Raw genomic sequence first — 18,509 nt, 5'->3', positions numbered from 1 at the left:
CTCGGTCACGAACTTCAGGTGAAAATTTGTTGGTCGTCTTGCTCATATCGGCTCCACTTTCTCACGAGTTGGAGCCTCCGGCAAACCCGACGCGGTTCACTGCATCTCACCAGCATCGTCTGCATAGGTGATTTCGTTTGTAGTTTTCACCTTCCCTTGAGGTGCACCAGCAAGGGGATAAAACAGCTCTTCATTGGTCGCACGAAGAGCATCTACAATGGCGTGAGGACCCGGCCCGTCAGGGAGCAGTTTTAGTATATCCCTTCCGTCATTGAAGGTGAAAATATCCAACGCTCCATGTATCTTTAATACGTTGACACCAGGCATTGGTGGGTTTGGGTAAAACATGCTGCCTTGCTCAAGGTCATAGCCCTTGATTACCGCGGCTCTTACTTCCCCTTGCTTCCTGCCGTTATTGTCGCGGCGAGGTAGCCTCACAAGAGTTTCGCTGAAGCCACTGTGTACAGGGATAGAAAGGCGCGCAGCAATTGCCTCCAACAGGACATCGTGATTTAGAGTGAACACCCACAGCGGGCAATTGGCGTTGGCAAGGACGCGAAAGCCGTCAAAGAATGGCAAATGCTTGTCGAGGTAAATCGTATTTTTGATTTGGCGGGCATACAGCAGATGATAGACTAATTCGACAAGCCAGGAATAAAGGTTATGGTATTCGTGGGCATATTCCGCTTGGCGACCTCGCTGAGCCTCCAAATATCCAAGAATAGCTTCGTAGTGAACTGCTGGAAGGCCCAGCATTGAAACGAAGTCGTCGATGACCCTGTCAGAATATCCGCCACCTTGTTGACGCCAGCTCGCGTTAAAGGCGCGGATTTTGTCCGCAGTAAGCCAGGTTTTGATTTCGCCCGTCAGCTCCCATACTAGTGGCATTCCCAGCTCGTAGGATGCACCCGCCCCCAAAAGCAGACCAGTAAGGTTGTTCATCGATACTTACGCCCCGTGAAAGCTCTATCTACAATCAGATGTAGAGCAGCGCGGGACTGGCGTCACGCCCAAAGCATCGAACCACCGCTTCGAAAAGGTATACCGTAGCAACGGCCGACATGGGTACGCGTTTCGCTATCGATAAGCCCCCTTCGTCATCTTCGTCCACCGCATTCTGCGGGCGTGATCCTTTCGGACAGCGGCACGGTCAGCGGAGCCGAGCCGTCGCTTCGTATTACTGGGGGCCGCAAGCCATCGTGTGCACGAAATGGCGAGTCGCGTGTTCCTACAGCGCACTCTGCGGACACGGAGGCGTTTGTATCACTCTGATATTTGCTAATGGAGAATTGGTCGGTCTTCGCCGTTCTCAGCAATGCTCTCAGTAGTTGTGTGAGAATCCAATATGGAAGCGTATGCGATCCTGCTCGCGAGTGGCTTTTTTTATTCGTATCTCCTTACCCCCTCGCTAATTAACCTCCGAATAAATAGTGAACAAAAATTGCATTTCATAAGAACCTGGCCACTTGGTCCGGAACGGCATCGTTTCAAATCGCTTTGGAAGACGGGAGAAACCATTCGGCGCTACAAGACCATCAAACACGCCATTGAGACCACAGACTAAAAAGCCGGCGCAAAAATCGATGCGAGATAACCGCCGGTGGCACGCTACCTTATCAGACTGCCGTCAATGCGGGATAAGCAGCAAATCATGACGGTCGAAGTCCGTCGACGGCCGGCAGGTATAGACGGGGCAATCCGATCTGTCTTTGGTCGGCAAATAATCCTGATAGGCATAGTATCCGGAGTCACAGGCATTGCTGTCTGAAACGAAGCGGTCATAAAGCGTCATGTTGCGTACTCTGCTGGACGGATGGCGCATGATCACCGCCCGTTCGCGGTCAATGATTGCCTTGGCCTGGCCGCAGGTGAAAGACATGGAATTATAACGCGAGATCGCTAAAGCGGGCGTGGCGGCCGAGGTAATCAGCAGGCCGAGCAGCACGATTTTTTTCATCGGGGCAATCCTCCCTGAAATTGTTATAATGCAATATATATACGCAAAAGCCGCGGCCGAAGTTTCCGGAATTGTGGCAAAACGCAAGTGTGATCGAACGGGAGGCCTTGTGATGAACCATGACCGTTATGACGATTCTTATATCGCTGACATTCTATTATCCGTACGGACCATCGCTCTCGTCGGCGCCTCACCCAATCCGGCGCGCCCGAGCAACGGTGTCATGGCCTATCTGCTGGCGCGAGGCTATCGCGTAATTCCTGTCAATCCCGGACAGGCCGGTAAGGAGATCCTCGGCCAGTGGGTCTTTGGCCACTTGGCTGATATCCCCGAACCTGTCGACATGGTGGATGTCTTCCGCGCACCGGAATACCTGAGATCGGTGGTCGAAGAGACGATCATGATCGAACCGCGCCCACCGGTCATCTGGGGGCAGCTTGGCGTGAGGGACGATGCTGCCGCGGCAAGAGCGGAAGCGGCTGGCGTCAAGGTCGTCATGGACCGTTGCCCGGCCATCGAATATCCGCGGCTGGTCGCCTGATGCAGGCGGCCGCGTCTTTCTGCCAAACCTATCCATTCGTCGCGCGATATTGCCGAAAGTGGGCAGGTTTTTTCAATGCGAGCAAAAGCTTGGCAAAGTTCACGGTTAACTTTCGGACTTGGGACGCTATGATCCTGCTGTCATAATAATTGGCGGGAGGAGAGTGTATGCCGACAAACAATCCAGGTTTCGCAACGCTGGCGATCCATGCCGGCGCACAGCCGGACCCCACGACTGGCGCCCGGGCGACGCCGATCTATCAGACAACCTCCTTCGTCTTTCAGGATGCGGACCATGCCGCCGCGCTCTTCGGGCTGCAGCAATTCGGCAATATCTATACACGCATCATGAACCCGACCCAGGCCGTCCTTGAGGAGCGCGTGGCCGCCCTCGAAGGGGGAACGGCCGGCCTCGCCGTCGCTTCCGGCCATGCCGCCCAGATGATCGTCTTTCACACCATCATGCAGCCGGGCGACAATTTCGTCGCGGCCAGAAGGCTCTACGGCGGCTCGATCAACCAGTTCGGTCACGCCTTCCAGAATTTCGACTGGCACGTGCGCTGGGCCGATCTCGCCGATCCCACCGCTTTCGAAGCGCAAATCGACAGCCGCACGCGCGGCATCTTCATTGAAAGCCTCGCCAATCCCGGCGGCACCTTCGTCGATATCGCAGCGATTGCAGCGGTTGCCCGCAGGCATGGCCTGCCGCTGATCGTCGACAACACCATGGCCAGCCCCTATCTCATCCGGCCGCTGGAACATGGCGCCGACGTCGTCGTGCATTCGTTGACCAAATTCATCGGTGGCCACGGCAATTCCATGGGCGGCATGATCATCGACGGCGGCACCTTCGATTGGTCGGCCTCCGGTAACTATCCAATGTTGTCGACGCCGAGGCCGGAATATAACGGCATCGTGCTACATGCGACCTTTGGCAATTTTGCCTTCGCGATTGCCTGTCGGGTCCTTGGCTTGCGCGATCTCGGCCCCGCAATCTCCCCTTTCAACGCCTTTTTGCTTCTCACGGGCATCGAAACGCTGCCGCTACGCATGCAGCGCCATTGCGACAATGCGATCGCTGTCGCCCACTGGCTGAAAGAGCAAGATAAGGTAGCCTGGGTGAACTATGCCGGCCTTCAGGACGATCCGAACCATGCACTGCAACAGCGCTACTCACCGAAGGGGGCAGGGGCCGTCTTCACCTTCGGGTTGAAGGGCGGCTATGAAGCGGGCAAGGGACTGGTGGAGGGCCTGGAACTCTTTTCCCATCTCGCCAACATCGGCGACACACGCTCCTTGGTCATCCACCCCGCCTCGACGACGCATAAGCAGCTTACCGACGAGCAGAAAATTGCCGCCGGCGCCGGCCCGGATGTCGTGCGTCTGTCGATCGGCATCGAGGACGTCAAGGATATCATCGCCGACCTCGAACAGGCGCTGGCGAAGGTTTGACAAGGGAGCATTCCGGGTTCGGGATGGGAGATTTATGACGGCCTATTTACGATTGGACACCCACGGCATGGAACCGGAAGCCGGCGCTCCCGCCGACGATCGCATTGTTTCCGGTGCGCCAAAGTTCCGTACCTGGAATATCGATGAAGCCGGCGGCGGGCTTTACGCCGGCATATGGGAGGCAACGCCGGGAAAATGGCAAATCCTCTATGACGAGTGGGAGTACTTCCACATTCTTTCCGGCTATTCAGTGGTAACCGGCGAAAACGGCGAGGTTTTTCATCTGCGCGCCGGCGATCGGATGATCTTCAGACCCGGCTTCAGGGGAACCTGGGAAGTCATTGAAACGACTCGAAAGGATTATGTGATCCGCCTCTGAAGGCGCTTCGAATCATGTCATGACGGCAGTTGTCGAAAGCCTGAATGCCGGTGTCTTTCCGATGCCACCTAGCCTTTGCGGCATGGCCCGCGACACGGCCGTTTCCCTTGCCGCAGGTTGTGTCACCGGCCTTTCACGAAACTGTCATCAAACTGAAACACTGCGGCATTAGAGCCATCATTGTCGCCAGGAGATTGAAGTGGAGGGACTAACAGATGGGCCACTCTACGCTGTCACCTGCTCGCCATCCTTTCATCACTCTGGGAAGTGAGTTCAATCATGTTGAATCAAAAATTTCGTTCGCTTTGCCTGACTGCAGGCTTCATCGCGGCTATGTCCGTTTCGGCCTCGGCTGCCGACGTCACGGGCGCCGGGTCGAGCTTCATCGCGCCTGTTCTGTCCAAGTGGGCCGAAGGCTATAAGGCTGCAACGAACAATGTCGTCAACTACCAGTCGGTCGGTTCGGGCGCCGGCATCAAGCAGCTGCTCGACAAGACCATCATATTCGGCGCTTCGGATAAGCCGATGAGCGACGCTGACCTCGAGAAGCACGGCATTGCCCAGTTCCCGATGATCTCCGGCGGCATCGTCGTTTCCTATAACATAACTGGCGTAAAGCCGGGCGAACTCGTTCTCGATGGCAAGACGCTCGCTGACATCTTCCTCGGCAAGATCGCCAAGTGGGACGATGCTGCCATCAAGGCCCTTAACCCCGACCTGAAGCTGCCCTCCACGCCGATCTCCGTCGTTTATCGCGCCGACAGCTCGGGCACGACCTTCAACTTCACCAATTACCTGTCGAAGGTTTCGCCGGAGTGGAAGGAAAAGGTTGGCTCGGAAACCGCGGTTGAATGGCCGACCGGCTTCGGCGCGAAGGGTTCCGAAGGCGTCTCCACCACCGTCAACCAGACGGCTGGTTCGATCTCCTACGTTGAATATTCCTACGTCGTCGCCAACCACATCGGGTTTGCGAAAATGAAGAATGCTGCCGGTAAGGTCATCGAGCCGAACCTCGACACGTTCAAGGCCGCTGCTTCCAACGCCGATTGGGCCCATGCCAAGAACTTCAACCTGATCATCACCAATCAGCCGGGCGACAAGAGCTGGCCGATTGCAGCTTCGACCTGGGTTCTGCTCTACAAGAAGCCGGCTGATCCTGCTGCCAACGAAGACGCGTTGAAGTTCTTCAAGTGGGCCTATGAGAACGGTCAGAAGAACGCGACCGACCTGTCCTATCTGCCGGTTCCGGAGACTGTTGCCGCAGTTGTCGAGCAATCGTGGAAGAAGGACTTTGGCGCGAAGTAATTTGTGCTAGATGAGAAGTTGCGGCGGACAGGGCAGGGCACGGCCCTGTCCGCCTTTTGTGATAGGACAAGGGGAAATCGATGGCTGACGCGACTCAAACGGCTGGTCAGACGGCTGGCTTCCAGGCAATGGATACCACCGCCATCACCAGAAAATTCCGAACACAGGATCGGATTTTCTACTTTATGACGCTTGGCTCGGCTGCTCTTGTCGTGCTTATGCTGCTGGCGATCCTTGCGGTTCTTGTCGTCAATGCCTTGCCAACCTTCGAAACCTTCGGGTTTTCGTTCCTCTGGGGCACGAAATGGAGCGCCCCCGTCGATATCTATGGCGCTGTGCCTGCCGTGGTCGGCACGCTGGTGAGTTCACTCATTGCAATGCTGATTGCTATTCCCCTGGGCATCGGCATCGCCATCTTCCTCACGGAACTTTGCCCCGGCAGCCTGCGACAGCCGATCAGCACTGCGATCGAGCTTCTCGCTGGTGTTCCCTCTATTATCTACGGCATCGTTGGTCTGTTCATTCTGGTGCCGTTGATGCAGACTCATATTTTGCCCTTCCTTATGATGACCGTCGGCCAGGTACCGTTGGTCGGCCTGCTGTTCCAACCACCGGCGCCGGGCGTCGGTTTGTTGACCGCAAGCTTCGTGCTAGCTATCATGATCTTGCCGTTCATTACAGCCATCTCGCGCGACGTATTTAGCACCGTGCCGCCGATGTTGCGCGAATCCGCTTACGGTATGGGTATGACCACATGGGAAGTGGCTCGTCACATCCTGATCCCCTATACACGTCGCGGCCTCGTCGGCGGCATCATGCTCGGCCTCGGCCGCGCGCTCGGCGAAACCATGGCCGTCACCTTCGTTGTAGGCTCGGTGAGCCGTCTGCAAGCGTCGATCATCTCGCCGTCCACCACTATTTCCGCCCAGATCGCGAACAACTTCGGCGATGCCGACGGTCTGCAATTGTCCAGCCTGATTGCGCTCGGCCTGCTCTTGTTCATCCTTTCCTTCTGCGTACTCGCAGTGGCTAGGTGGATGATCGGCCGCGTCGACTCGCTTTGAGGGAAAACCGATGGAAGATGCAATTCGTCAGAATCTAGTGTCGAGGCGCTATGGGAAGAACCGGGTGATGATGGCCCTGTGCTTTATCGCGGCTATCCTTGGCATATTCTTTCTCAGCGTGATCCTTGTGACCCTGCTTTATCGCGGCATAACGGCGCTCAGCCTCGACGTGTTCACCATGTCGATCCCGGCCCAGGGCTCGCGCGGCGGCCTGGTCAACGCAATCTACGGCACCTTGGTGGTCACTGGCCTCGCCATCCTGATCGCAGCGCCGATCGGCATTCTCGCCGGCACCTATCTCGTGGAATATGCGAACGGCACCAAACTTGCCGAGGCTGCCAAGTTCATTAACGACATCCTACTGTCCGCGCCATCGATCATCATCGGCGTGTTCGTCTATGGCATCGTGGTCGTGCCCATGCACGGCAACTCTGCCATCGCCGGCATCTTCGCGCTGGCGCTGATTGCCCTTCCGGTCGTCAACCGCACGACGCAGGACATGCTATTGCTGGTGCCAAATGCGCTTCGTGAGGCGACCGCCGCGCTCGGCGCGCCGCGATGGAAGTCCATGATGATGGTGATTTACCGTTCCGCCTGGACAGGTATCCTCACCGGGATCCTGCTGGCTGTTGCCCGTATCAGCGGCGAAACCGCTCCTCTTCTCTTCACGGCCGGTTACAGCAAATTCATGAATGCGGGCCTGACCGGTCCGATCGCTACGCTGCCGGTTGCGATCAACACGCTCGCCGCCGATGCCGGCGAGGATTTGAAACAACTGGCCTGGGCCGGCGCGCTGATCATCACTGTTGCCATCCTTGCCCTCAACATTCTTGCCCGTGTCTTGAGTGGGCGCCGCCACTGACGAAGCGGCCGAACGATAGGAATGAAACCATGAACATGAGCGATAGCAATTTCCAGAGCGTCAAAACGCAGCCGGGAAAGGACGCCGTCTCCCCGTCGGATCCCGGCATGGTCGCGAAACTTGAGGTGAAGAACCTCGATTTCACCTATCAGAACGGCCATCGCGTCCTGAAGGGTGTGAATATGAGCATCCGCAAAAATGCGGTCACCGCCTTCATCGGCCCTTCGGGTTGCGGTAAGTCTACGCTGCTGCGCACCTTCAACCGGATGTATGATCTCTATCCGGGCCAGACGGTTGGGGGCGAGATCCTCCTGGACGGCCGCAACATCCTCTCCAAGGACGTCGATCTGAACGATTTGCGCGCCAAGGTCGGCATGGTGTTCCAGAAGCCCACGCCGTTCCCGATGTCGATCTATGAAAACGTCGCTTTCGGCATCCGGCTTTATGAGAAAATTTCCAAGGTGGAAATGGATGCCCGCGTCGAAGCGGCGTTGACGGAAACAGCGCTCTGGAGCGAAGTGAAGGAAAAGCTGCACCAGAGCGGACTTGGGCTTTCCGGCGGCCAACAGCAGCGTCTCTGCATCGCCCGCGCCATCGCGGTCAAGCCGTCCGTGCTGCTTCTCGACGAACCGACCTCGGCTCTTGATCCGATCTCGACCGCCAAGGTCGAGGAATTGGTATCGCAACTGAAGGGCGAGTTCACGGTCGTCATCGTGACGCATAACATGCAGCAGGCAAGCCGCATCTCCGACAGCACCGCCTTCATGTATCTCGGCGAGTTGATCGAATACGGCGCGACCGAACAGATTTTCCAGGCGCCGAAGGTCAAGCGCACGGAAGACTACATCACCGGCCGCTACGGCTGATATGGCGGGGATGCCGGCTACTGCCAGCGATCTTGCGATGGCGCGCCGGCCGGGCGCGCCTTTTTGCGTTTCGGGCAAATCAGTGAACCGAATGGATCGTCCTTCCATCGACGCGTGACGGGCAATCGATCAGCAGACCAATCGCGAGCCGCCGGGTATCTCATTTCGGCAAGAAGCCGGCCATAGCTCACCAGCTCAGTTCGAGCCTATCGAGGCCGTGGAACTGATAGACATCCTTGACCTCGGGCGTGTTCGTAAGCCTCAGGCCGGGCAGGCGTTCAAACAGGAGCGGCAGCACGACATTCAGCTCCAGCCGCGCCAACGGCGCGCCGATGCAGAAATGGATGCCGGCGCCGAAAGAGAGGTTCGGCGCTTCATTGCGGTCGGGCTTGAAGGTGAGGGGATCAGAGAATTTCGTGGGGTCCAGATTGGCCGCAGCCAGAATCAACGCCACCTTGTCGCCGCGCTGGAAAGAAACGCCGTCAACCTCTGCCGGCTCCAGGCACCAGCGCTCGAAAATATGCACCGGCGCACAGATGCGCAATGATTCCTCCACCGTGCGTTCCGTCGTCATCTCGTCTTTGAAAAGTTCGGCCGGTGCATAGCCGCTTTCCAGGATGACACGGACGGAATTGCCGATCTGGTGTACCGTCGCCTCATGGCCGGCGTTGAGCAGCACGATTGTCGTCGAGACCAGCTCATCCTCCGTGAGATATTGGCCTTTGTGCTCCGTTGTGATCATATGGGTGAGGAGATCGTCGCGCGGATTGGCGCGGCGCTCGCGAATGACGGTTTTCACATAGTCGGCAAATTCCTTGGACGCCTGATCGGCGGCAAGTTCGTCCTCACGTGTGCGGCCGAACATATACATACGCACATATGCATGCGACCACGCCAGCAATTGCGGTCCCATCTCTTCCGGGATGCCGATCATCCGCGCGATCATGGTGACGGGAATGACGTCGGCAAAGGCCGACAGTAGTTCGACCTCGCCGTCTTTCTCGAAACTATCGATCAGCCGGTTGGCCAGCTCAGCCAGCTCCGGTTTCATCTTCTCCACATGCCGGGAAACGAAGGCCCGGTTGACGAGAGTTCTAAGCCGCGTGTGCTCTGGCGGCTCCAGCTCCAGCAGCGAATGCTGCTCGGCAAGATCAAAGTTTTTCAGATGCGGCAATGGCGCGGGCTGGCCGAGCTCTTCACGGGAGGCGATATGCAGGATCTGCCGGCCAAAGCGGCGATCGCGCAGCAGGCCGTTCACATGGTCATAGCCGATGAAATACCATCGCTTCTGCTGCTCCCAATAGAAGGTGGGACATTCGGCGTGCAAAGCAGCATAGACGGCGTTTGGATTGCTGTAGAAGGCGGGATCGCGGCCATTGAGGGCCACGCGACGCGCGACGGGATCGATGGAGAAGACAGAAGATATGGTCATGATTAAAGGATTATCCCATTAAATCGGCTGGGAAAAGACCGTTACATCCTCGATAGCGTGCCGAGGCGGCGCAGCGCATGGATCTGGTCGTCAAGCGTCGGCACGAGCTCGCCGCCATTTGGATCAGGCGGTGTGTCCATCGCCATTGTCGCCTCCAGCTCGCTAAAGACGATCGTGCAGTTGCGACCGGCGCGTTTGGCGGCATAGAGCGCCCGATCGGCCGCCGAGACGAGCCGGTCCCAATTGGCGCTGTCGCGCGGCATGATCGCCAGACCGATGCTGACTGTCGCCGGCACCAGTGAGCGGCCCGCAAGAAGCGGCACCCGGCAGAAATCCGCGCGGATTGTCTCGGCGATCGCCTCGGCCTCGGCCTGGTCGTCGACCATGACGAAGGCAGTGAATTCCTCGCCGCCCATACGGCCGAAGGCGCCGTCGCGGGGAACGAATTGCCGTCCGATGCGGGCGAATTCGGCAAGCACGATATCGCCCGTCTGATGGCCGTAGCGGTCGTTGATCGCCTTGAAGTGGTCGAGATCGAACAGCAGCGCAGCGATCTTCTGCGACTCCTTAGTGGAAGTTCCTGCGACAAGCTCGAAATAGTCCTGCAAGCCGCGCCGGTTGAGGACGCCTGTCAGTGTATCGGTGATCGAGATTGCCCGCCAGCGTCGCTCGGACCGCTCCATCAGCAGTCGGCCGCTCAGCGCAATGGCAGTGGTGATGAGCAGCGCGCTGCCGAGGGCAGTGTAACCGCGATAGATCAGCGACGCTTGGAGATCTGGGCGCAGAAGCGTCATCGATACGGCGGAAACAAAAAAAACACAGGCGAGGGCCATGAACACAAAGCCGAGCTGGCCGCGCACCGCCTCGCGCCTGCCCTCTGCCGGCCGAACAGCCGAGGCGAGCAGCGTAGCGCCGACAGCGCCGGCAAGATCGTAAAGAATGACGCGATTGGCGAAGCTCTCGTGAATCCAAGGCAGCTCGATGCCGACAACCCAGATGGCCGGCGGCAACAGTGCCGACCATTCGGGCTTTTGCTTGTCAAGCCGGCAAAAACCCGCGATCCAGGCGCTTTCACCGAACAGAGTAATGCCATTGCCGATTTCGATCGACAGGATATCCGGAATCAGACCTCGCGCCGCAACAAGCGCAAATCCGACGGCACTGGCGGAAAATCCCAGTGCCCACATCAGATAGGTAGGCGTCTGGCGATCATGCCGCCAGGCAAAGAAAAGTACGGTGGCGAGTGTAATCGCCTCCGAACACCAGATGGTCAGTCCCGTCGTGATATTAAGCACGATCTGCGTTTCTCCCTTACCGCGGCGCTAATATCGTCGGCGCAAAGCACGCGGTTACGCCTGCAATGGACGCATTATCGGCGAATAAGATGGTCAGTTCCTTAAATTGCGTGGTAAATTTTGCCTGCGCTTGGATTGATGCTGTGCCAACATCATCTGTGCTTCATCCTTCCTTCACCCTGCAGTTGGGAAAAACGGTGGACCGCGCGCATCGCGTCATCAAGTCTATTGGCATAGGGAAATCAACCGGTAGAAACGCTTCCTCAACATCTACTGAGCCATAGGCCTTTTTGACGTTATCCTTTCGCGCGTCTTGAAGTACAGGGCAGTGACACTCTATGTAGGGTAAGAGGATTTTTATTCGATTCCCGGCGTTTTTGCCGTCGGGGGCAAGCTTGGTAAAGGACGCACATGAGAAATCCAGTCGATACAGCTATGGCTCTGGTGCCGATGGTTGTTGAGCAGACCAACCGCGGGGAACGGTCGTACGACATCTATTCTCGCCTGCTGAAGGAACGTATCATCTTCTTGACCGGCCCGGTCGAAGATCAGATGGCCACGCTGGTCTGCGCCCAGCTTCTTTTCCTCGAGGCGGAAAACCCGAAGAAAGAAATCGCGCTCTACATCAATTCACCCGGCGGCGTTGTCACCGCCGGCATGGCGATCTACGACACGATGCAGTTCATCAAGCCTGCCGTATCGACGCTTTGCATCGGCCAGGCCGCGTCGATGGGGTCGCTGCTGCTCGCCGCCGGCGACAAGGACATGCGTTTTGCCACGCCGAATTCGCGCATCATGGTTCACCAGCCTTCCGGCGGTTTCCAGGGGCAGGCTTCGGACATCGAGCGTCATGCTCGCGACATCATCAAGATGAAGCGGCGCCTGAACGAAGTTTATGTCAAACATTGCGGCCGTACCTACGAAGAGGTCGAGCAGACGCTCGATCGTGACCATTTCATGTCCTCCGAAGAGGCCAGGGACTGGGGTCTGATCGACAAAGTGCTGACGTCTCGTACCGAAATGGAAGGTGAAACCGCCGCCTGAGTTTATCCACGGACGGTGTCGTCTACGCCACAGTTCTATCCCATTTGTGATCGAATAGGGGTTTAATGTGGTGTAGAACACGGTAATAGTACGCATTAATGCTGTGTAGTGTTTTTATGACATAGCATTCGGCATTCGAAGGGGGATTCGTTGCCACCGCAGCCCTGGCATGGGTGTCTGGGCTACGTTCAGTACCCCGAAGAGCGCCGCGATCTGCTGATGAAACGAGGGGCAGGTCCGGCGGGCGCATTGAGTGGACCGCGATTTCAATCTGGAAATCAGCGGCGTGCTGGAAGGAAAATGACATGAGCAAAGTCAGCGGCAGCAACGGCGGCGACTCCAAGAATACCCTGTATTGTTCATTCTGCGGCAAGAGCCAGCATGAAGTCCGGAAGCTTATTGCCGGACCGACCGTCTTCATCTGCGATGAATGCGTCGAGTTGTGCATGGACATCATCCGGGAGGAGAACAAGTCCTCGATGGTTAAGTCCCGCGACGGTGTGCCGACACCGCAGGACATCATCAAGGTTCTCGACGAATATGTCATCGGTCAGAGACAGGCAAAGAAGATCCTGTCTGTTGCGGTTCATAACCACTACAAGCGCCTCGCACATGCGTCCAAGAACGGCGATGTCGAGCTGGCGAAGTCGAATATCATGCTCGTCGGTCCCACCGGTTGCGGCAAGACCTATCTTGCGCAGACGCTGGCCCGTATTATTGACGTTCCCTTCACCATGGCTGACGCTACGACGCTGACCGAGGCCGGCTACGTCGGCGAAGATGTCGAAAACATCATCCTGAAGCTGCTGCAGGCTGCCGACTATAACGTCGAACGCGCGCAGCGCGGCATCGTCTACATCGACGAAGTCGACAAGATTTCGCGCAAGTCGGACAATCCGTCGATCACCCGCGACGTTTCGGGCGAGGGCGTGCAGCAGGCGTTGCTGAAGATCATGGAAGGCACGGTCGCTTCGGTTCCCCCACAGGGTGGCCGCAAGCATCCGCAGCAGGAATTCTTGCAGGTCGACACGACGAACATCCTGTTCATCTGCGGTGGCGCCTTTGCCGGTCTCGACAAGATCATCTCCGCCCGCGGCGAGAAGACCTCGATCGGCTTCAGCGCCGCCGTTAAGGCGCCCGATGACCGCCGCGTCGGCGAAGTGCTGCGCGAATTGGAACCGGAAGACCTCGTCAAGTTCGGCCTGATCCCGGAATTCATCGGCCGTCTGCCCGTCCTCGCGACGCTGGAAGACCTGGATGAGGATGCCCTGATCCAGATCCTGTCGGAACCCAAGAATGCGCTGGTGAAGCAGTATCAGCGCCTGTTCGAGATGGAAGATGTCGAGTTGACATTCCACGAGGATGCGCTGCGCGAAATCGCCCGCAAGGCGATCGTGCGCAAGACCGGTGCTCGAGGACTGCGGTCGATCATGGAGAAGATCCTGCTCGACACTATGTTCGATCTGCCAGCGCTGGAAGGTGTTCGCGAAGTGGTCATCTCCGAAGAGGTCGTGCGCGGCTCCGCGCGCCCGCTCTACATCTATGCCGACCGGCAGGAAGAAAAGGCCAACGCTACCGCCTGACCGCCCAATTTGCGGTCTAATTCCGGGGCTCGTCGTTGACGGGCCCCTTTCTATTTGAAAAATCGTACAGTTTGCTGATAAAGTCCGGGATAAGCCTATCGAAACGCCGACTAAACCGGTTGTGAAGGGCGTTTGCCGCGGCCATGATGGCGTGATTCCGGGTATCCTCGGCGAATATGTATTTTGTGTCCGGCTTTGGTCCTCCGGGTACCGCGTTGCCGGCAGTGTTCGAGTAGCCGGGGTCCGGTGTTTGTTGTTGCGTTCCTCTTCGTGAAATGCGCGTTCCGTCGTCTGACGGCGCGTCCTGCACGACTTGAAATAGATAATGTGAAGCTCCACTTCTAAACCAAGTGAGAGAGCCGGCTAATCCCCCCGCCGGCAGAGAGCCCGGGAACGGGACGACGGAAAGGAAATGACATGACTAAGAAAACGTCTGCGGCAAATGAGAGCATTGCCTATCCGGTATTGCCATTGCGCGACATCGTGGTTTTCCCCCACATGATCGTGCCGCTGTTCGTCGGACGGGAGAAGTCCATCCGCGCGCTGGAAGAGGTGATGGGGTCGGACAAGCAGATCATGCTCGTCACCCAGATCAATGCCAGTGATGACGATCCCACCCCGGAGGCAATCCACAGGGTCGGCACCGTAGCCAACGTACTGCAGCTCCTGAAGCTCCCAGACGGCACCGTCAAGGTGCTGGTCGAAGGCCGTGCACGCGCAGAGATCGACGCTTACACGAGCCGCGAGGATTTTTATGAAGCCCTCGGCCATATTTTGCATGAGCCGAACGAAGACCCGGTCGAACTGGAGGCGCTGAGCCGCTCGGTCGTTTCGGAATTTGAAAGCTATGTAAAGCTCAATAAGAAGATTTCGCCGGAAGTGGTCGGTGCAGCCAGCCAGATCGATGACTATTCGAAGCTCGCCGATACGGTCGCTTCGCATCTGTCGATCAAGATCACCGAGAAGCAGGAGATGCTGGAAACCACCAGCGTTAAGGGTCGTCTGGAAAAGGCGCTCGGCTTCATGGAAGGCGAGATTTCGGTTCTGCAGGTCGAAAAGCGCATCCGCTCGCGCGTCAAGCGCCAGATGGAGAAGACCCAGCGCGAATACTATCTGAATGAGCAGATGAAGGCGATCCAGAAGGAGCTTGGCGACGGCGAAGAGGGCCGCGACGAGATGGCCGAACTGGAAGAGCGTATCTCTAAGACGAAGCTGTCTAAGGAAGCCAAGGAAAAGGCCGATGCGGAGCTGAAGAAGCTGCGGCAGATGAGCCCGATGTCGGCGGAAGCCACCGTCGTGCGCAACTATCTCGACTGGCTGCTGGGCATCCCTTGGCACAAGAAGTCGAAGATCAAGACCGATCTGAACAATGCCGAGAAGATCCTCGAAGCAGATCATTTCGGTCTGGAAAAAGTCAAGGAGCGTATCGTCGAGTATCTGGCTGTTCAGGCTCGTGCGACCAAGATCAAGGGCCCGATCCTGTGCCTCGTCGGCCCTCCCGGTGTTGGCAAGACTTCGCTCGCCCAGTCGATCGCCAAGGCGACCGGCCGTGAGTATGTCCGCATGGCGCTTGGCGGCGTTCGTGACGAAGCTGAAATCCGCGGTCACCGCCGCACCTATATCGGCTCGATGCCCGGCAAGATCATCCAGTCGATGAAGAAGGCCAAGAAGTCCAATCCGCTCTTCCTGCTCGACGAAGTCGACAAGATGGGCATGGATTTCCGCGGCGATCCGTCTTCGGCTCTGCTGGAAGTGCTGGACCCTGCGCAGAACTCGACCTTCATGGATCATTACCTGGAAGTCGAATACGATTTGTCCGACGTGATGTTCATCACGACGGCGAACACGCTGAACATCCCTGCGCCGCTGATGGACCGCATGGAGATCATCCGTATCGCCGGCTACACCGAAGACGAGAAGCGCGAAATAGCCAAGCGGCACCTGCTGCCGAAGGCCATCAAGGAACATGCGCTGCAGCCGAACGAGTTTTCGGTCAGCGATGATGCCCTGATGGCGATCAGCCAGCAGTACACCCGCGAGGCTGGCGTGCGTAACTTCGAGCGCGAATTGATGAAGCTCGCCCGCAAGGCGGTCACCGAGATCATCAAGGGCAAGACTAAGTCCGTTGCGGTCACCGCTGCCAACATCGACGAATATCTCGGCGTTCCGCGTTTCCGCCATGGCGAAGCCGAGCGCGACGATCAGGTCGGTGTCGTAACGGGTCTGGCCTGGACGGAAGTCGGCGGCGAGCTGCTGACGATCGAAGGCGTGATGATGCCAGGCAAGGGCCGTATGACGGTCACCGGCAACCTGAAGGAAGTCATGAAGGAATCGATTTCCGCGGCGGCCTCGTATGTCCGCTCGCGCGCCGTCGATTTCGGCGTCCAGCCGCCGCTCTTCGACAAGAGCGACATCCACGTGCACGTACCGGAAGGTGCGACGCCGAAGGATGGTCCCTCGGCCGGTGTCGCCATGGCGACCGCCATCGTCTCGATCATGACCGGCATCCCCGTTTCCAAGGATGTCGCCATGACCGGTGAAATCACGCTGCGGGGCCGCGTGCTGCCGATCGGCGGGCTAAAGGAAAAGCTGCTTGCAGCGCTTCGCGGCGGCATCAAGAAGGTGCTGATTCCGGAGGAAAACGCCAAGGATCTGGCGGAGATTCCGGACAACGTGAAGAACAACATGGAGATCATCCCGGTATCCCGCATGGGCGAGGTAATCAAGCATGCACTGGTCCGCAGGCCCGAGCCGATCGAGTGGGATGGCACCGTCGAAACGCCCGTGATCGCAACGGTTGAAGGTGTCGACGATGTTGGAGCAACCATCGCGCATTAAGCGTGGTCGTGCCTCATTTGCGCCGAATTGACAAAAAACCAGAAAAGACCGGCATTTTTGCCGGTCTTTTTTTGTGAAAAGCTTTTGGCGGTGCTTGCTTTTCCTTGATTTGCAGGGCTTTTGGGGGTTGCGGCGGGCTAGAGCACTCGTATTCTGCGCCCCGCTTACAAGATGAGTCGTTTCATACCAGTAGAAAGGGGTGGAAACATGAATAAGAATGAGCTCGTGTCCGCAGTGGCCGAGAAGGCCGGTATTACGAAGGCTGACGCTACTTCCGCTGTTGACGCTGTTTTCGATACCGTCCAGGCTGAACTGAAGAAGGGCGGCGACATTCGTCTCGCAGGTTTCGGCAGCTTCACCGTTTCCCACCGTGCAGCCACGAAGGGCCGTAACCCGTCCACCGGCGCCGAAGTCGATATCGCGGCTCGTAACGTGCCGAAGTTCACGCCCGGCAAGGGCCTGAAGGACGCCGTCAACGGCTGATCCGTTTTCACCCGCCTATCGGGGCATTTGCCCCATGGTGGAGGCTATAGGGGGGTTCGAAGCATTTCGGACCCCCTTTTTGTGGTCTATGTAGCAAAGGCAACCGGTGATTACTTTCGGGCAGGCCCGCCAGCTCTATTCGCTGCCGGGGCGATCATGACCGGACACAAGCCCGGTCGAAACCACGGTCTCGAAGTACTCGACCTTCAAATCGAAGGAGCGCAAAAGTTTCTGCGTGCTTGGCTTCACCACCGCATCGTCGAAATCGCCTTTGCCAAAATGACCAGCAGAGGTCATATCGGCCCAAAAGCTCATAACCACCAGCTCATTGTTCTCGCCTCGAACTTTGCGGGCGAGGGTCGCCCCCAAGTGGCCGGGAAGCAACGCCATTTCAACGAAGGTGGTCGTCTCGAGATGTTTTGCATAAGCTGACAGCACTTCGTCAGAGCCAGCAACGGCGCGCCAAGAACGAACGATCATATCAACTCCCTATCCCGCTGGAGGGTGCTTATACACCGAGCCCTTGATGTTCAGTCACAGGCCGAAGTCGTGGAAAACAGGGCGATCAAAGGAGTGTCCGCCCTCCGTTGACAGCGAATTTCTGGCCCGTGAGAAAGTCGGCCTTGTTCGAGGCGAGGAATGCCACCATGTGGGCGACATCCTCCGGTGTTCCAAAATGTCTCAGTGGGGTTTGAGCTAGATACCCATCGATCGCCTGCTGGGACGCTGCGGCGTGCCGTTCGACGGGAATCCAGCCGGGAGCTATGAGATTGACGGTAATTCCCTCCGGCGCGAGTTCCCGGGCCCAGGAGCGGGTCATGGAAAGCATGGCGCCTTTTGCCGACGCATAGTTTCCGAAGTAAGGATTACCGAGTTCCGCTACCTCCGAGCCGATATTGACAACTCGCCCGGATTTGCGCGTCCGCCAATCGGGCAATACGGCCTGGAGCAGTTCCAACGGCGCTTTGACGAAGAACTCGAGCTGATCGAGATGGGTCTGCCAGGATTGCTCCATCAGCGGCATTTCCGGCTGCGGCCCGGTCGCATTGTTTACGATCAGGTCGACGGGCCCTAGCGCGTCCTTGATAGCAGTAAGGCCAACGGTAAGCTGAGCCTTGTCGATGACGCTGAATTTCGCCGCATAGGCTTTGCCGCCCCGCTGTCGGATCGAGTCGACCACGGAGTCTGCCCCGCAGGTGTCATGTGCATAGTTGACCGCAACGGCCCAACCTGCCTCCCCAAGTTCCCGCGCGATCACTGCGCCAAGTCCGCGTGAGGCGCCGGTTACGAGAGCCACTTTCATTGAATTTCCTCCTTGAACCCTGAGTTTCGGGACGGACGGCTATGCGTCGTTTTCGGATGCCGGCCGACGGCTCAAAATATTCATGGCCGGGTTAGCGCCCGGCCAT

General features: G+C 57.7%; 17 protein-coding genes. 11 read left to right on the top strand and 6 right to left on the bottom strand.

The features are described 5' to 3' along the window. Positions 1-96: 96 nt before the first annotated feature. Positions 97-942 carry a hypothetical protein gene (locus tag PY650_RS16760; RefSeq protein ID WP_285880523.1) on the bottom strand — a complete coding sequence of 282 codons (846 nt, stop codon included), beginning with the start codon at positions 940-942 and terminating at the stop codon, positions 97-99. Between the two features lie 685 nt (positions 943-1,627). Then, positions 1,628-1,957, bottom strand: a complete 330-nt coding sequence (locus PY650_RS16755; protein ID WP_285880522.1) for a hypothetical protein — start codon at positions 1,955-1,957, stop codon at positions 1,628-1,630. 112 nt (positions 1,958-2,069) lie between these two features. Between PY650_RS16755 and PY650_RS16750 the strand changes: the two genes are divergently transcribed. From PY650_RS16750 to pstB, 7 genes are all read left to right on the top strand, one after another. Next, complete coding sequence (locus tag PY650_RS16750) at positions 2,070-2,498, top strand: CoA-binding protein (RefSeq protein ID WP_120703816.1); 429 nt, start codon at positions 2,070-2,072, stop codon at positions 2,496-2,498. A gap of 167 nt (positions 2,499-2,665) precedes the next feature. After that, positions 2,666-3,949, top strand: coding sequence for an O-acetylhomoserine aminocarboxypropyltransferase (locus PY650_RS16745; RefSeq protein WP_285880521.1), 1,284 nt, complete (start codon positions 2,666-2,668; stop codon positions 3,947-3,949). A 34-nt stretch (positions 3,950-3,983) separates the two neighbouring features. Then, a complete protein-coding gene (locus tag PY650_RS16740) occupies positions 3,984-4,328 on the top strand; it encodes a cupin domain-containing protein (RefSeq protein ID WP_285880520.1) in 345 nt (114 codons plus the stop codon). Positions 4,329-4,661: 333 nt separating this feature from the next. After that, positions 4,662-5,633: a phosphate ABC transporter substrate-binding protein PstS gene (gene pstS, locus PY650_RS16735; protein ID WP_285880530.1), complete on the top strand. Its 972-nt coding sequence runs from the start codon at positions 4,662-4,664 to the stop codon at positions 5,631-5,633. An 80-nt stretch (positions 5,634-5,713) separates the two neighbouring features. Beyond that, on the top strand, positions 5,714-6,697 hold the full coding sequence (gene pstC, locus PY650_RS16730) for a phosphate ABC transporter permease subunit PstC (protein WP_285880519.1): 984 nt from the start codon (positions 5,714-5,716) through the stop codon (positions 6,695-6,697). 10 nt (positions 6,698-6,707) lie between these two features. Then, positions 6,708-7,559, top strand: a complete 852-nt coding sequence (pstA, locus tag PY650_RS16725) for a phosphate ABC transporter permease PstA (RefSeq protein WP_285880518.1) — start codon at positions 6,708-6,710, stop codon at positions 7,557-7,559. 107 nt (positions 7,560-7,666) lie between these two features. Continuing rightward, positions 7,667-8,425, top strand: coding sequence for a phosphate ABC transporter ATP-binding protein PstB (gene pstB / locus PY650_RS16720; RefSeq protein ID WP_285880529.1), 759 nt, complete (start codon positions 7,667-7,669; stop codon positions 8,423-8,425). Between the two features lie 187 nt (positions 8,426-8,612). Here the strand turns inward: pstB and PY650_RS16715 are convergent, their stop codons facing one another. Beyond that, on the bottom strand, positions 8,613-9,857 hold the full coding sequence (locus tag PY650_RS16715; protein WP_285880517.1) for a cytochrome P450: 1,245 nt from the start codon (positions 9,855-9,857) through the stop codon (positions 8,613-8,615). 41 nt (positions 9,858-9,898) lie between these two features. Beyond that, positions 9,899-11,152 (bottom strand): GGDEF domain-containing protein, encoded by a 1,254-nt coding sequence (locus tag PY650_RS16710; RefSeq protein ID WP_285880516.1) that lies wholly within the window; start codon positions 11,150-11,152, stop codon positions 9,899-9,901. Between the two features lie 411 nt (positions 11,153-11,563). Here PY650_RS16710 and clpP point away from each other — a divergent pair, with 411 nt between their 5' ends. The 4 genes from clpP to hupB all read left to right on the top strand — a co-directional run bounded on the left by clpP (position 11,564) and on the right by hupB (position 17,100). Next, a complete protein-coding gene (clpP, locus tag PY650_RS16705) occupies positions 11,564-12,196 on the top strand; it encodes an ATP-dependent Clp endopeptidase proteolytic subunit ClpP (protein WP_285880515.1) in 633 nt (210 codons plus the stop codon). A gap of 305 nt (positions 12,197-12,501) precedes the next feature. Further along, positions 12,502-13,779, top strand: coding sequence for an ATP-dependent Clp protease ATP-binding subunit ClpX (clpX, locus tag PY650_RS16700; protein WP_028753990.1), 1,278 nt, complete (start codon positions 12,502-12,504; stop codon positions 13,777-13,779). Between the two features lie 417 nt (positions 13,780-14,196). Further along, complete coding sequence (gene lon, locus PY650_RS16695) at positions 14,197-16,617, top strand: endopeptidase La (protein ID WP_285880514.1); 2,421 nt, start codon at positions 14,197-14,199, stop codon at positions 16,615-16,617. A gap of 207 nt (positions 16,618-16,824) precedes the next feature. Further along, complete coding sequence (gene hupB / locus PY650_RS16690) at positions 16,825-17,100, top strand: DNA-binding protein HupB (protein ID WP_285880513.1); 276 nt, start codon at positions 16,825-16,827, stop codon at positions 17,098-17,100. A gap of 135 nt (positions 17,101-17,235) precedes the next feature. Here the strand turns inward: hupB and PY650_RS16685 are convergent, their stop codons facing one another. Further along, positions 17,236-17,580: a hypothetical protein gene (locus tag PY650_RS16685; protein WP_285880512.1), complete on the bottom strand. Its 345-nt coding sequence runs from the start codon at positions 17,578-17,580 to the stop codon at positions 17,236-17,238. Between the two features lie 85 nt (positions 17,581-17,665). Further along, positions 17,666-18,403, bottom strand: a complete 738-nt coding sequence (locus PY650_RS16680) for an SDR family oxidoreductase (RefSeq protein WP_285880511.1) — start codon at positions 18,401-18,403, stop codon at positions 17,666-17,668. Between the last annotated feature and the right edge of the window lie 106 nt (positions 18,404-18,509).

The organism is Martinezella calliandrae (assembly GCF_030272695.1).
In the GTDB taxonomy this organism is placed as follows: domain Bacteria; phylum Pseudomonadota; class Alphaproteobacteria; order Rhizobiales; family Rhizobiaceae; genus Rhizobium; species Rhizobium calliandrae.
This window is presented reverse-complemented; position numbering and strand designations above follow the sequence as displayed.